The following is a 15,219-nucleotide window of genomic DNA, read 5'->3' as shown; positions in this document are numbered from 1 at the left end:
AAGCTCACATCAAATATGTGAGCTTTTTTTATAAAAAAAGGAGGCTAAGCCTCCTTCTTCATTTTATTTATTAGGTACTTGAATTATTGCATCTAAACGTAATTGGGAGGTAGATTGTAAATCATTCATCTCTGCCAATTCTTTTGGTTCAATACCATATTTATTTGCTAAACGAATTAAGTTATCGCCTGACTTCACTTTGTAATCAACTGTTTTCTTTGGTACATCCAATACTTGACCACGACGTAAGTTTGTTCTTACAGTAAGATCATTCATTTCTGCAAGCTCTTTGACAGTCACACCATAGCGTGCTGCTATAGTATGTAAAGACTCGCCTGACTGAACTGTATAGCTTTCTGTTTGTTTTGTACCTGCAACTTTCTCTTTCGTACGTGGTTCAACCTGAGACTGCTGTATTACCTTAGCATTATCATCAATATCATCGTCATTTAATTTAAGACGTTGGCCAATACGCACCCTAGAGCCTTTAGATAGACCATTAATACTCGCAAGATAGTCTAGCTGTAAGTTATAACGTGCTGCAATATTTGACAGTGTATCACCACTTTTTACTGTGTACTCAGTAGGGGTTTGTGTACCTTCAGGCACTTGAATGACTTGCCCTACTCTTACTTGATAACTACTACGGACATGATTTAACTTTGCAAGATCACTTAATGAAATATTTGATTTTGTTGCAATTGAATTAAGAGTATCACCACGTTTTACTTTATACTTTTCAGGTAATGATACTTCCGCACTATGACTCTTTTGTTCCCTTTCTTCGGTTATTGGGACATTAATTTTCTGACCTACTCTTAAACTATCATCGGCTGATAAGTCAGGTGTTAAATCTGCAAGCTCCTGATTAGATATGCCATAACGATCGGCAATTAATTTTAGATACTCACCACGTTTTACACTATAAACTTGTGTTTTTACTTTGATCGCTTTTTTCTGCTCAGATACTTCTTTGGGTGCTTTTAAAATAAGTTTCTGACCGATCATTAAATTACTTGTAGGTGAAAGGTTATTCCAATCAGCCAAGTCTTTTACAGACAAGTCAAATTGGCTTGCCACAGCAGTTAAACTATCATTTGCTTTTACAATATAATTATCTGGTTTTTCTACAGATGGATTTTGTGATTTAGCATTATAAAGATATAAAGTATTTCCAACATATAAAGGTGCATTTGGATCAATCTGATTCCACTTTGCAATATCTCTCCAATTTACGCCATTTTTCATCGCAATTGTAGCAAGAGTATCACCAGCAACTACAGTATAAGTACTTCTATCTCCTTTTGGAGTTACAGCAACAATATCTGTATCCGTTTTAATATAGTCTCTATTTTTATTACGCCTTGCATCATCAGAATCTTTCGAAACTGTATCTACAACATTTTTAGGATAAGAGAAGCTCTTTGTTACTTCTTTACCTTCACTATCTGCAACAGATTGACTGGTCTGAATTGCAGTTAATTTAATTTTACCATCTAAAGGATCGACCACTTGAGTACCTGCAGGTGCAATCGCTTTAATCTCATTAATAACTTGTAACTGCTCAGAGCTGTCTGCAACAGGTTGTACAACATTATTCACTGTTTCTTTTGCATCATCAGCTTTAATCTCAGCTAAAATCCGATCACGCTCATGAATAGAAATAGGTGGCTCTGTATTAATTGGACGTTTTAAATCGTTTGCTGTTGTCACTGCAACAGGGATACGCGGCGCACTTGGTACATCGGCATTATTTGCAAAAGCAGCAAGCGCATCTGGGCTTGCTGGCGTATTTGCTCTACTTCTATCAGGAATTGGTGTAGAACTGCCAATAATCACGGGGCTTGTATTTACTACAGTTGTTTTCACAGGTGCGACTGCTTGCCATGAATTATTACCTGTATAGCCTGTGCCTTTCAGTGCCATTAATCGACGATCAACCGCAGGACTCACATCTGAAGGAATTAGAATACGGCCTGGACTATCTGTATCTATATATTCACCACGATATCCTGGGTTAAGTGCATATAACTCTGTACGTGAAAGACCAGATAAATCGGCAATTTGTGTCATAGAAACACCTGGCTGAATCTGAATCTCTCTAAAGTGAGGTCGATTAGCAATAGGTGGAAGCGTAACACCATAAGCACGTGGATTTTTAACAATTTGAGCAACTGCCAAAAATCGCGGCACATAATTCATTGTTTCTGCAGGTAGTTTTAATGACCAATAATCTGTAGGTAATCCAAGTGATGCATTACGATTAATTGCCTGCTGAACACGTCCGGGGCCTGCATTATATGCAGCAAGCGCAAGCTCCCAAGAGCCAAACTGATTATATAAACTCCCTAAAAACTCATAGGCTGCACGTGTCGATTCAACTACATCACGGCGCGCATCATATGAGCCAGTTTGTTGCAAACCATAAATTTTCCCTGTACTCGGGATGAATTGCCATAGACCTGTTGCAGATGCCGAGCTCGTTGCAGCAGGGTCATAAGAGCTTTCAATTACAGGTAGCAATGCCAATTCAGTTGGCATACCACGGCGTTCAGCTTCTTTTACTGTATGATATAAATAACGGCTGGCACGTGCGCTTAAACGATCTAAATATGGCTGTCTTGAAATGAACCAATTTCTTTGCGCATCAATACGAGGGTCCCAATGCCCCTCATCCATTTTAAAACCGACAGTCATGCGCTTCCACACATCACCATGCTTTAAAATCAGGAGTCTATCTCCCTCTACAGCACGCATATCTGTTGCTGAAAGTAAGTCTTCTAATGAGTCAAGCGAACTTGCGTCTAAATAATCAGAAGTATTACTACCGACTTGTTTAGGATGAATTGTTGTTTGTGTTCTAGTTGGCGTTGAACTACATCCTGTACTTAAAATTAAGGCTGCAACCGTTGAACCTAATAGTGATACTTTGAAAAGTTGCGGTGCAGAAATTGGCCACAATACCGTGGTAGGTCTAAACATATACAATCCCAAACAAGTCGTGAGGTATTTAATTCTTCATTTCCATTTTATTAAAGCTGACCTAAGGTACAACACTCTAACTTATGCTAGTCTACCTTAAATGTTACAAGAAATTAAAAAATCTTGTGAAACTACTGAAACATAGCATTTTGCACGGTAGAATAATGCTTTTCACTACAACTTTTAGTTTGGATTTTGTATCATGTCACAAACAATTACACTTTATGTCGACGGTGCTTGTCGAGGAAATCCAGGTCTTGGAGGTTGGGGTGCATATATAATTACCGAACAAGGCGAACATAAGCTTTCAGGAGGTGCAGAACTTACAACAAACAACCGAATGGAACTCACAGCAGCCATAGAAGGTATTCAATTTTGCCCAACAGATGCTAAGCTCATAATCTGGACAGATTCCAATTATGTAAAACAAGGTATTACAGAATGGATTCATAACTGGAAAAAGAAAAACTGGAAAGATGTAAAAAACCCAGATCTATGGCAAAAACTAGATGCAACATGCCAAAATAGAGAAATTGAGTGGAATTGGATAAAAGGTCACGCAGGCCATGCAGGAAATGAAATGGCAGATCAACTTGCAAATAGAGGTGCTGATGACTTCCTAAAAGAACAAAATACAAAACAGCCAAAAATAGAGAAAAAAAAAATTGAAGATGATTGGTTACTGAGCGATCCTTTTGGTGTAGATATAACAGATGAAGAACATAATGCAGAAGATTTTAACAATGGCAATGATGATATCAAAAGTGATCAAGATGAAATTCGTCTAAATACTCAGCAGCACCCTCACATCAAAATTACACCTGCAACAGTAAACCTACACGGCCCCCGCCAACTTATTTTAGATACAGAAACTACAGGTTTTTACTTTCAAGACGGCGACCGCATTATTGAGGTTGGGGCTGTCGAAATGATTAATAGAAAACTTACTGGGAGTTCTATTCATATTTATATCAACCCTGAAAAACCTGTGGGCGATTCAGTTGAAATTCATGGTATTACAGATGAATTCTTAGCAGATAAACCCAAATATCATGAGATTTCAACTGTATTATTTGATTATCTTAAAGGTGCAGAAATCATTGCACATAATGCATCATTCGATATGAATTTCTTAAATACAGAATTTGAACGTGTTAGGCTACCCAAGCTTTCAGATGTATGTGAAGTAACAGATACATTAGCAATGGCCAAAAACAAACACCCTGGGCAAAAAAATTCCTTAGATGCACTTGTACGAAGATATGAAATTCCTGCGCGTGATAGAACATACCACGGGGCACTACTTGATGCTGAAATACTAGCCGATGTCTATCTTGCCATGACAGGTGGTCAAGTTTCTTTTGATATGGACTCACTCTCTCAAGACAACCTGACTTCAGGCATAACGCAGAATAACATATATATTCATGCTGACTTACCTATCATTTATGCAGTAGAGTCAGAGCTAGAAGAACATCAAAAATGGATGGAAACAATTGCAACAAAAAATGGGAAACCAAGCATTTTTGAAAAGTCAGAATAAGTAATTTTTAGTATTTTTGACATAAATATGTTATATAATATTTCACTTGTACTGAATCTTTTGCATAAATTTAGTTTATTTTTTATTTTACTATTCATGCTTTAATTGTATTATCTTCGTAAGTAACAGCTCACTTATTCTGCTTCAAATTAATAGATAGGTATATTTCATGTCGGATCAAATCTCTACATCTTTCAATCCAACAGCATTACTGATGGTCAAATCAGAAATAGATAATTCGATCCAACAAATAGCTACTTTAATTTCGAGCTTAGTTGACGACCAGCAAGTTCCTTTTGGTCTTGATGATGCATTAACACAAATGAATCAATGTGCGAAAGTTCTCTACTTAATTAAGCAAGAAACTTTAGGTAAAATAATTAAGTATAGTGCCGAAGCAACACATCAAGTTATTGAAAATCCTAATAATATCAATACAAGTGAGATCCACCTAATTAGTAATGCACTACTCAGTGCAAAACGCTATATTGAGTTTAGTTGCTTAGAAGAAAAGAATGTTTCTGTATTTTTGCTTGATCAGTTAAATCAGCTAGAACAGCATTTAAAATATCCTATCACACAAGAAACTGCTGATTTAGAAGCAAAGCTTTCTAGCTATCCTCAAATTGATATTCAAATTGATAACGTTGAAAAATCTGCCTACACTCACCAGCTTTACAAAATTTGCTTAAAACAACTCTTGCTCCATAAGACAACAGGTATTAATAAAGTTGCATTAATTGCTGTTGCCGAACAACTGGCTACACTCTCAGTGGGTACACCAAGCGAACTATATTGGAAATTTGTATTTGAAGCATTTAATCATATTGAACAAAACTTTTTCAGCACCTCTCGTCTAAGAACTTTCATTCAAATTGAAAAGAATATTAGTGAGTTCTTTACAGCAGTAAATACATTTGAACCCACTAAAATTGAGTTTGCAAATGTTATTCGCATTTGCCTTGGACAAAGCTCAACTATTGCAGAAAAATTATCATCGCAGCTTCAATATAAAGTGATTTCTGACGAAACATTAAATCTTTTAGAACATAAATTCAGAGCACCTGACTACAACACCGTTACAACAGTTGCTCAACTACTAAGTGATGAAATTACAACTGTTCGCCAAGAAATTGAGTTTAATTATAAAACGATGGATATCGAAAGGTTTGAGAACTTACTGAAGCATCTTGTAGATATCAGAAATACACTTGCTGTTTTAAACTTAACATCAATTGCACAGACCATAACAACTCATTTAGATAAACTGCAGAACCTTGCAGAACTACACAATGAACATATAACTCAAGAATTAATGCAGAGCTTAAATCAAGCGCTTAATGAACTTGGTCTTTATATTCGCAAAAATACTCCAAACCTATTGCAACGTCCTGTAATAAATAAGAATATATCTTTAGATCGCTTAGACAATGCATATACTGCACTCGCGCAAGAGCTTAAAGAACTGGTTGAAAATAGTGCAACTCAATTAACAGAATACCAAGCACAGCAAGATATTAGTCTATTAGAAACACTTCCGCATGCTCTAGAAGAAATGGCTGGTGCAGCACTATTTTTATTTAATAATTCAAACATTTATCAAGCATTTACTCTTTGCGCAAATTTCATGGAAAATGCTCTGCAAAATACAGCATTGCTTAGTGAAGCGAACATTAAAACGATACTCAGCGTATGTGCCAGTGTAGACATTAGCCTAGAAGAAATTAACAATAAACAACCTATTATGTTTGAAATGTTTGATGTAGCATTAAGAAATAGCCAAGAACTTAAAAATGCTGCATAAATAATGTCTCAGAAGAAAATCACATATATTTACAATAAACAGCAGTTGCTTGTAGATAAAAACATGCAACTGCCTAATCTTATTCCAGATGATACAGACTTAGTTGTAGACCAAACGTCAGTTGCACGTATATGGAAAGAGAAAGATAAAATTCCAGATGGTTTTCAGTTTGTTTCATTACGAGAACTCATTCCGACATGGCATACTCAACAGTTTGAGCAAGCAAGTCGAGCAATCCAACTTCTAGAGTGGAAAAAACACCATCAATTTTGTAGTACTTGTGGCACAAAAACTAAAGCCCATAACACTGAGCTTTGTATGGTCTGCCCACGTTGCCATTATCGCCAATACCCTCGTATTAGCCCTTGCGTAATTACTATCATCACACGTGGTGAAGATGAGGTACTACTCGCAAAATCAATCCATCGTAAAGATAATACATATGGTTTAATTGCTGGCTTTGTTGAAGTTGGGGAAACTTTAGAACAGGCTGTTGCTAGAGAAACAATGGAAGAAGTCGGCGTTCAATTAAAAAATATTCGTTATTTAGCAAGCCAACCTTGGCCATTCCCAAGCAATCTCATGCTTGCATTTCACGCTGAATATGCAGATGGTGAAATAGCTATTCAGGAAGATGAAATAGCAGATGCTCAATTTTTTAAATTTGATCAGCTACCAAACGTGCCACATGCAGGTAGTATTGCACATCGATTAATCATGAATATTACACAAAATCATAAACTATAATTTTATGAGTGACTTTCATATTTAATATATGTCAGTCACTATAATAGCTTTTAAGCTTCGCCTAAACATTTATTAATTTCTTTAAGTATTATTGCCTTGGTTGCAAACATACGACCCATATAACTAGATAAACTTCCAACTAAAGTAATATGCCCTGTATATGGCACTGTTTCAATAATACTGGTATTACCAACTTCCATTAATTTATGATGCATATCTAATGTATTACTTTTAGCAACTAAGAAGTCTTTCGATGCCAATAGCAATACATGATGAATATCATTTTTTTCAACAAAGTAATATGGCATAACTTCCTTATAGTCTAAAGAGAGATCAAATGCCTGCTCTAAGTTAGCATCACCCATATATTTAAAATGATATGGTCCAGCTAAACCTATCGCCATTTTTACTTGGTTTTTACAAACAAGTGTTGACTCATAAGGTGAATAAATCGCAGACATAATATTAAATCCGCCTGCCGAATGCCCCATCAGTATTATATTTTCTGTATATAGATTAAGTGTTTGCTTCTCCTTTTCTAAATAATTCAAAGCAATAACAAGGTCATTTACATAATCAGGAAACTTATGTTCAGGTGCTAACCTATAGTTAATCACAGCAACATTAAAGCCTTCTCTCGCAAAGCTTTCACCTACAAACAAATAATCTTCTTTTTTACCATGTGCCCACGTACCGCCATGTACAAATACAATTAAAGGCTCATCTAATCTTGGCTTCTTTGCTTTATACAAATCTAATTTCTGACGAGTATGCTCACCGTAAGATAAATCTGCATTTAAAGTAAAATGCTCTCTAGAAGTTAAACGGTTTAAATGATGACTTGCGACATCATAAAACCGAAACTCCTCTAACCGCTCTTTTGCCGCAGTTAAATATGGACTCAACACCTTGTCTTTAGTTGACTTAAGTTTACTTTTCCACATATTTAGTAATTATAAGGAGTTGTAGAAGCCGTGCTTCCATCAGATGCCACAGGTGTACCTGAACTTACAGCTACAGGTGTCTGTACAGTTGGTTGAGGTGTTTGTATCCCTGAATTTTGAATATTATCAATTAAAGTAACAACTTTTGTAATGTCACCCACCTGTCCCAAGACATTGTTTAAATCAGCAATTTCTGCATTATTTAAACGCCCCATTACATATAAAACACCATCTTCTGTATGTACAAGGACTTTACTATCTGAAATTACAGAAGCTCTTGCAATCAAGCCACGCGTATTTGCAGTTACTGTCGCATCTTGCATAATTGTACTATAGCTAATTTGGTTACCCACAGTCATATAATCGTGCACAGACTTTACATCGCTCATTGCTTTTAGATTATCTTCAGCAAGTTTTTTTAAGCTTTCATCAGGAACTTGACCTGTTAACAACACACTACCAAAAAAGCTTTTAATATTTACACGTGATTGCTTAAAGCGTGAATCTAACTTGTATAAGTTGATATATGCTGTACGTTCAATTGATTTATCAATAAGCACTTGACCTAATGAACGAACACCACTTTCTGTACCCACAGGTGCTGAACCTGTACCGCCCGAAATAAAACTTGCGCAACCTGATAAACTTGCTGCACATAAAAGCGCAAGTAAAATACGTTTAGACACCCAAAAACTCCTTTATAATCATTTAACTTATTAAAAACAGATATAAATTTTAACTTTACACTGTGTCTAAATTAAATGCATCTGTAATCCACTCTAAATCATAATTGACTAAGGAAAAATCTTGCAGTATAGATTTTGCAACTTGTTGTTTAATTTGAATACAAATAACATCAAATCGTAGGTTATACATTTCATAGCAGGGATATTCATCTAAAAATTGATATGCCGTTTTTATTATTTTTTTCTGTTTAGAATGAGAAATTGCTTCACATGCCGTACCATATTTTATAGAACGGCGTGCTTTCACCTCTACAAATATAATTAAGTCATCTTTTTGCATAATCAAATCAACTTCTCCATAAGCAGAGAAATAATTAGTCTGAATTAAATCAAACCCTTGATCACTTAAATAGCTAGAAGACTCACCCTCAGCCCACTGACCAAATTTCCTTGTGCTAGACATCATATTATATAAAAAACAATAATATTAACATGACTACAAAACTCCACGTATTTTTTTAAATCGGGTACACTACGCAATTATTGATTTACTAAAGAAGTAGGATACGCCTATGAATGCTCAATTATTTGTTGTAGCGACCCCAATTGGGCATTTAGATGATATGACTTTCCGTGCAATTGAAGTACTTAAACAAGTTAAACTTATTGCAGCAGAAGATACACGTCAATCTATACAACTTCTTAAGCATTTTAATATTTCGACACCACTTACTGCATGCCATGACCATAATGAGTCACATAAAATAGAACAACTATTAGATATTCTAAAATCAGGTGACAGTATTGCACTTATTAGTGATGCAGGCACACCTCTAATTAGTGATCCTGGCTTTAAACTAGTTCGAGCAGCTCAAGAGCATAATATTCGTGTAACACCTGTGCCTGGAGCATGTGCAGCAATTTCAGCACTAAGTGCAGTAGGACTTCCAAGCGACCGTTTTAGTTTTGAAGGGTTTCTACCATCTCGCTCATCTCAACGAATTTCACAGCTCGAACAATTGAAAGACGAAACGCAAACTCTAATCTTTTATGAAGCACCTCACCGTATTTTAGAATGTGTAAAAGATATGGCTCAGGTTTTTGGAAGCGATAGAAAAGTAGGATTTGCACGAGAAATTACAAAAACATTTGAAACAATCAAACAATTTTCTTTTGGAGAACTTATCTCATTTATTGAACATGATAGAAATCAACAAAAAGGGGAAATTGTACTTGTTGTTGCAGGTTCTACAACACAAAAAGACTTACAGCAAGAAAAGCTAGATGAAATTTTAAATCGTTTACTTAAAGATCTCTCTGTCAAAGCTGCCTCTCAATTGGCTGCCGATTTATTTGGTGTCAAAAAGAAAATCGCCTATCAACGTGCTTTAGAACTAACGCAGTAAATTTATGATATGACCCATGTATAAAGTGGGTCATTTTTGAAATTGGCGTGCATCAAACAAATTACTTTTATATAATATATTTTTAATCATGTAGGCTTTTGTCAGTTGTGTTCTTTTACAAAAGCGGATTAACCCTATTAGAGCTTATTATCTCAGTTTCTATTTTAGCCATCTTGGCATTACTTCTAGCACCAACATTTCATGAAATTCAAGCAAAACAAGAAAGTCAGCTAATCAACAACTCCCTAAGAAGCCACATTCAACACTCAAAATATTCTGCTATATTGTCTAAGCACGATATTATGCTCTGTCCTAGTATCAATGGAGAAACTTGTAACAACATAAACAATTGGAGCAAAGGAATTCTCATATTTAAAGACAGTAATAAAAATAGAGTATTTGATACCAACGAACAAAAAATTGACTTCATGGCATACAATCTTAAATATGCAGAATTAAAATGGAGTGGGAGTTTAGGCAGTAACTTTATTATTTTTACAGGAGATACAGGTCTACCAAGAGGTCACATTGGTCACTTTACCTATTGTAATATGACCAATATGCAACATTCTCATAAAATCACTTTAAATATGATGGGAAATATAAGACATATACCTATAACTAGTTGCTAACTTTACAGCCTTAACGAATCTAAAAAATACGATTACTATCACGCATTCTTTGCGGTGCTTTTTCTAAGCTTAACAACGTTTGCTCTGCGATTACCATATAATGATTTGCAGTAGCATCATCAACAAGGACACTTGGCATACCTTTATCTGTATTTTCACGAATTATTTTTGTGAGTGGTAAGCGTCCTAATAAAGGTATTTGGTATTGATTGACTAACTGTTCACCGCCGCCTACCCCAAAAATTTCATCTTCATGCCCACAATTCGAACAAATATGCGTAGACATATTCTCAACCACACCAAGTACAGGAATAGATACTCTGTTGAATAGCTCAATTCCTTTAATTGCATCTAATAATGCAATATTTTGTGGTGTAGTTACAATTACAGCACCAGTAACAGGAATACGCTGTGCTAATGTCAGTTGAATATCACCTGTACCTGGTGGCATATCTATGACTAATATATCTAACTCCGGCCATAATGTTTGGTTAAATAATTGCATGAGTGCACCCGTTGCTTTTGGGCCACGCCATGCTACAGGCGTATTGTTGTCACCAGTCAAATGACCAATTGATAGTACTGCCATTCCATATGCTTCCAATGGAATAAATTTTTCATCTTCTATAAGTGGTGTTTTTCCTGCATTTCCCAACATTGTTGGAATACTTGGCCCATAAATATCTGCATCTAAAATGCCTACCTTTTTACCTAATTTTTGTAATGCTAATGCAAGATTAACTGTTGTTGTGGACTTACCAACGCCGCCTTTACCTGAAGAAACAAGAATGACATTCTTAATTCTAGGATGTGCAGGAATCTCCTGCTGCTTAGGTACAGCTTGCTTTAGCGTCTGATTAGTATTAGTTGCAGCATTGACGGTTGGTGGTATTGTTGTTGCCTGTTGTTTTTCTTTTTGTTGTACAATATGTAAATTCAAAGTCTGAATCCCACACTTTTCTAATGCCACAGATAATTCATCATGTATCTTCTGTAAATTATCCGCTTCAGAAGGAAAAGTATTCATTGTAAGTTGCAACGTATAATCTTGTAACTGTACTGCTGTAATTCTTGTTTTTAAACTGTCTTTATTGGGTAAGCAATAGTTTTGTAATACTTGCTGAATATCATCTTCACTGATTTCTTTTGCAGGTGAAAAAGCCGACTTTAGTGAAGAAAACCACGACATAATTATGCTCCAGCATGAAACAATAAAACGAATTCTATTAGTGTATCAGTATTCGTATACTACCGCTTTATTTTCACATATTTTAAAAGTCACTCCATACCTAAGTATAGAGTGATATCTCAAATACAAACTATTTTGTTAAATCATCAAACTTTTTTTGTGCTGCATTTTTTAATTCATCAAACTTGTTTGTAACTGAGTCTTTTAAATCGTGTGCTTTTTGCTTTGCTTCATCTACTTTTTCATCTAAAGATTCTTTTAATGATTCATGCTTATCTTGCGCATCTTGTTTCAACTCATTAAATTTATCCTCACCTTCTTTTTTCTTATCTTCAGCTTTCTGTTTAAAGTCATCGAAAGCCTGCTCACCCTTCGATTGAGCTTCTTGTGCTTTTTGTTTTGCCTGCTCAGAAAGTTCAGATGCTTTATTCTTTAGATCATCAAATGCATTATTGTCTGTCATCATTTTTTCCTTATAAAAATTTATGTTTTAACTAATATAAAGTAATCCGATTATGCTTTTTTATTAAGTATATTTTACTAATCAAATCACTTTGAAACAAAAACATTACATATCTAAAGATACAAATAAAAGCTTACCATAAGTTTCAAAATATCTACTGGTTCATTCTCCTACTTCTTTTTTGATGGCTTTTAATGTACTTAATATCCATCTCAAAAATTAATTTCTACCCAAGTCAGTTATTTTTTGAAAAGATTTTGGGGATTCCGTTATGCAAGAGTACGATAAGTCAGGTAAAATCATTCGCTTGTGAATACGAATGAGAGAATAACATCCGTGCGTAAAATACTCGTCACCAATGCTTTACCTTACGCGAATGGCCCAATCCATATGGGACACCTACTTGGCTATATTCAAGCAGATATTTGGGTTCGTGCCATGCGAGCAATGGGTCATGATGTGACTTATGTTTGTGCGGATGATGCTCACGGTACAGCAATTATGCTACGTGCTGAAGCAAATGGAATTTCTCCTGAGCAGCAAATCGCAGGTGTACAAAAAGAACATGAGCGTGACTTTGCAGGTTTTGGTATTAGTTTTGACCACTATGACTCAACACATAGTGATACCAACCAAGCTCGTGCATCTGAAATATATTTAAAAAATAGAGATGCAGGAAATATAGCTGTTCGCCCAGTAAGTCAACTTTTTGACCCTGAAAAGAAAATGTTTTTATCTGACCGCTTTATTAAAGGCACATGCCCAAAGTGTGAAGCTGAAGACCAATACGGCGACTCATGTGAAGTTTGTGGTACCACCTATAATGCAACAGAGCTTGTAAATCCACGCTCGACTTTAAGCGGTGCTACACCAATTGAAAAATCTTCAGACCATTATTTCTTCAAACTTCCAAATTATGAGAAATATTTACAGCAATGGACAAGAGATGAAGGTCGATTACCCGTATCTATTGCCAATAAACTTGATGAATGGTTCGAAGCAGGTTTAGCCGATTGGGATATTTCACGTGATGCGCCTTATTTTGGCTTTGAAATTCCAGATACAAAAGATAAATACTTTTATGTATGGGTAGATGCACCAGTTGGCTATATGGCAAGTTTTGAAAACTACATTAAAACCAAACGTCCAGACCTAAGTTTTAATGATTACTGGAAAAAAGACAGTCAAAATGAAGTTTACCACTTTATTGGCAAAGACATTGTTTACTTCCATGCTCTATTTTGGCCAGCAATGCTTGATGGTGCAGGCTATCGCACTCCAACTGGTTTATTTGTAAATGGCTTCCTGACCGTCAATGGACAAAAAATGTCTAAGTCACGCGGTACATTTATTAAAGCTGAAACTTACTTAGATCATTTAAACCCTGAATATCTACGCTACTACTTTGCATCTAAACTCTCAGACAAGGTTGAAGATTCTGACTTAAACTTAGATGACTTTATTCAAAAAGTGAACTCTGACTTAGTTGGTAAAGTCGTTAATATCGCAAGTCGTTGTGCAAAGTTCATTAACAAAAACTTTAACGATACACTTTCAGCAGATTGTGCAGAGCCTGAACTCGTCCAAAGCTTTGTAGATGCTGGTGAGAAAATTGCAAAATCGTATGAAGCACGCGAATTCAGTACAGCAATTCGTCAAATCATGGCACTTGCAGATAAAGCAAATCAATATATTGATGAGAAAAAGCCTTGGGCACTTGCAAAAGTTGAAGGAAGTGAACAGCAAGTACATGACATATGTTCTGTAGGTATTAACCTATTCCGTCAACTTGCAATTTATCTGGCACCTGTACTTCCAAGCCTTGCGAAAGAAGTTCAAAGTTTCTTAAAGTTAGAAGCATTTGATTTTGCATCTCGTACCAAGATTTTAACTCAGTACGAAATTGCAACATTCAAACCGCTTATGCAACGTGTAGATAAAAAAGCGGTTGATGCAATGGTAGATGGGTCTAAAGATTCTCTAGCAACACCTGCCCCTACACCACAAAAAGCTGCAAAAAAAGTAAAGCCAACGCCACCACCCGCAACAGCAGATGAAACTATTCATATTGATGACTTTACCAAAGTAGACTTACGTGTAGCCAAAGTACTTGCTGTAAATACGGTTGAAGGCTCAGATAAACTTCTCCAATTTACTGTAGACCTCGGTGAAGACCAGCCTCGTAATATCTTCAGTGGTATTCGTAGCCACTATGCACCCGAAGACTTACAAGATAAACTGGTTATCGTCGTTGCCAACCTTGCGCCACGTAAAATGCGTTTTGGTATATCAAACGGTATGATTCTTTCTGCGGGTAATGAAAAAGGTGTATTTATTCTTTCACCAGATAGTGGTGCTCAACCAGGCGATAAAGTTTCTTAAGATGTTTTAAAGCCTTACCTCGGTAAGGCTTTTTTATACTCAAATAAACAAGTCATCGCCTAAAAATCACCAAACATATTTAAACCTATTTTTCTAAACAACCCTTATAAAAATTATTCAAATGAGTTTATAAAACTAGAAATTTATCATTTTTTTAGTTGATTCCATAGTTATCCACATAGTTATCCCACACTCATTTTTATGAAATTTGTTATGCTATCCCACTAGATTTTTGCTAAGTCATTTATCTATAAATATACTTACAAAAGCAATTGCACAGAAAATCTAAATATAAAAATGTCAATATTGATATTCAATTTTTTTTCCCGTATCTTGTGTCTTAATTTCTTTCAAACCACTAAGTCTTGTGTTTATCCCTCAAACATCGTGGCGAAACCACCCGATTCAAATGGTCTATAAACATAACAATGAAGACAATGG

12 protein-coding genes are annotated in these 15,219 nt (G+C 35.6%); 6 read left to right on the top strand and 6 right to left on the bottom strand.

Annotated elements, in window-relative coordinates; translation table 11 throughout:
- Window positions 1-63: 63 nt before the first annotated feature.
- A complete protein-coding gene (locus tag AC1MPL_RS05790; protein WP_479764870.1) occupies window positions 64-2,982 on the bottom strand; it encodes a lytic transglycosylase in 2,919 nt (972 codons plus the stop codon).
- 202 nt (window positions 2,983-3,184) lie between these two features.
- Here AC1MPL_RS05790 and dnaQ point away from each other — a divergent pair, with 202 nt between their 5' ends.
- From dnaQ to nudC, 3 genes are all read left to right on the top strand, one after another.
- Entirely contained in the window at window positions 3,185-4,525 is a 1,341-nt protein-coding gene (dnaQ, locus tag AC1MPL_RS05785; RefSeq protein WP_479764869.1) for a DNA polymerase III subunit epsilon, read from the top strand.
- A gap of 169 nt (window positions 4,526-4,694) precedes the next feature.
- The gene (locus AC1MPL_RS05780) at window positions 4,695-6,329 is read left to right on the top strand and encodes a hypothetical protein (RefSeq protein WP_479764868.1); all 1,635 of its coding nucleotides are present in this window, start codon (window positions 4,695-4,697) and stop codon (window positions 6,327-6,329) included.
- A gap of 3 nt (window positions 6,330-6,332) precedes the next feature.
- Entirely contained in the window at window positions 6,333-7,076 is a 744-nt protein-coding gene (nudC, locus tag AC1MPL_RS05775; RefSeq protein ID WP_479764867.1) for an NAD(+) diphosphatase, read from the top strand.
- 50 nt (window positions 7,077-7,126) lie between these two features.
- Here the strand turns inward: nudC and AC1MPL_RS05770 are convergent, their stop codons facing one another.
- From AC1MPL_RS05770 to AC1MPL_RS05760, 3 genes are read right to left on the bottom strand one after another with little or no spacing between them, the layout of a single operon-like run.
- Window positions 7,127-8,020 (bottom strand): alpha/beta hydrolase, encoded by an 894-nt coding sequence (locus AC1MPL_RS05770; protein WP_479764866.1) that lies wholly within the window; start codon window positions 8,018-8,020, stop codon window positions 7,127-7,129.
- Between the two features lie 2 nt (window positions 8,021-8,022).
- Entirely contained in the window at window positions 8,023-8,706 is a 684-nt protein-coding gene (locus AC1MPL_RS05765; protein ID WP_479764865.1) for a BON domain-containing protein, read from the bottom strand.
- 55 nt (window positions 8,707-8,761) lie between these two features.
- Window positions 8,762-9,169: a YraN family protein gene (locus AC1MPL_RS05760; protein ID WP_479764864.1), complete on the bottom strand. Its 408-nt coding sequence runs from the start codon at window positions 9,167-9,169 to the stop codon at window positions 8,762-8,764.
- 109 nt (window positions 9,170-9,278) lie between these two features.
- On the opposite strand from AC1MPL_RS05760, the gene rsmI reads away from it, so the two are divergent.
- The gene (gene rsmI / locus AC1MPL_RS05755; RefSeq protein ID WP_479764863.1) at window positions 9,279-10,112 is read left to right on the top strand and encodes a 16S rRNA (cytidine(1402)-2'-O)-methyltransferase; all 834 of its coding nucleotides are present in this window, start codon (window positions 9,279-9,281) and stop codon (window positions 10,110-10,112) included.
- A gap of 107 nt (window positions 10,113-10,219) precedes the next feature.
- On the top strand, window positions 10,220-10,744 hold the full coding sequence (locus AC1MPL_RS05750; protein ID WP_479766166.1) for a GspH/FimT family protein: 525 nt from the start codon (window positions 10,220-10,222) through the stop codon (window positions 10,742-10,744).
- Window positions 10,745-10,763: 19 nt separating this feature from the next.
- Here the strand turns inward: AC1MPL_RS05750 and apbC are convergent, their stop codons facing one another.
- Window positions 10,764-11,933, bottom strand: a complete 1,170-nt coding sequence (gene apbC / locus AC1MPL_RS05745) for an iron-sulfur cluster carrier protein ApbC (RefSeq protein WP_479764862.1) — start codon at window positions 11,931-11,933, stop codon at window positions 10,764-10,766.
- Window positions 11,934-12,063: 130 nt separating this feature from the next.
- On the bottom strand, window positions 12,064-12,396 hold the full coding sequence (locus tag AC1MPL_RS05740; protein WP_479764861.1) for a hypothetical protein: 333 nt from the start codon (window positions 12,394-12,396) through the stop codon (window positions 12,064-12,066).
- A 336-nt stretch (window positions 12,397-12,732) separates the two neighbouring features.
- On the opposite strand from AC1MPL_RS05740, the gene metG reads away from it, so the two are divergent.
- Entirely contained in the window at window positions 12,733-14,778 is a 2,046-nt protein-coding gene (metG, locus tag AC1MPL_RS05735) for a methionine--tRNA ligase (RefSeq protein WP_479764860.1), read from the top strand.
- Window positions 14,779-15,219 lie beyond the last annotated feature (441 nt).

This window comes from Acinetobacter sp. N1-1 (assembly GCF_056711485.1).
Note: the sequence above shows the minus strand (reverse complement) of the source record. Positions and strands in the feature narration are given on the sequence as shown.

Excerpts from the sequence above, each read along its gene's own strand:
- AC1MPL_RS05790 (WP_479764870.1), bottom strand. The coding sequence starts at position 2,982 with ATGTTTAGACCTACCACGGTATTGTGGCCAATTTCTGCACCGCAACTT.
- dnaQ (WP_479764869.1), top strand. The coding sequence starts at position 3,185 with ATGTCACAAACAATTACACTTTATGTCGACGGTGCTTGTCGAGGAAAT.
- AC1MPL_RS05780 (WP_479764868.1), top strand. The coding sequence starts at position 4,695 with ATGTCGGATCAAATCTCTACATCTTTCAATCCAACAGCATTACTGATG.
- nudC (WP_479764867.1), top strand. The coding sequence starts at position 6,333 with ATGTCTCAGAAGAAAATCACATATATTTACAATAAACAGCAGTTGCTT.
- AC1MPL_RS05770 (WP_479764866.1), bottom strand. The coding sequence starts at position 8,020 with ATGTGGAAAAGTAAACTTAAGTCAACTAAAGACAAGGTGTTGAGTCCA.
- AC1MPL_RS05760 (WP_479764864.1), bottom strand. The coding sequence starts at position 9,169 with ATGTCTAGCACAAGGAAATTTGGTCAGTGGGCTGAGGGTGAGTCTTCT.
- rsmI (WP_479764863.1), top strand. The coding sequence starts at position 9,279 with ATGAATGCTCAATTATTTGTTGTAGCGACCCCAATTGGGCATTTAGAT.
- apbC (WP_479764862.1), bottom strand. The coding sequence starts at position 11,933 with ATGTCGTGGTTTTCTTCACTAAAGTCGGCTTTTTCACCTGCAAAAGAA.
- AC1MPL_RS05740 (WP_479764861.1), bottom strand. The coding sequence starts at position 12,396 with ATGACAGACAATAATGCATTTGATGATCTAAAGAATAAAGCATCTGAA.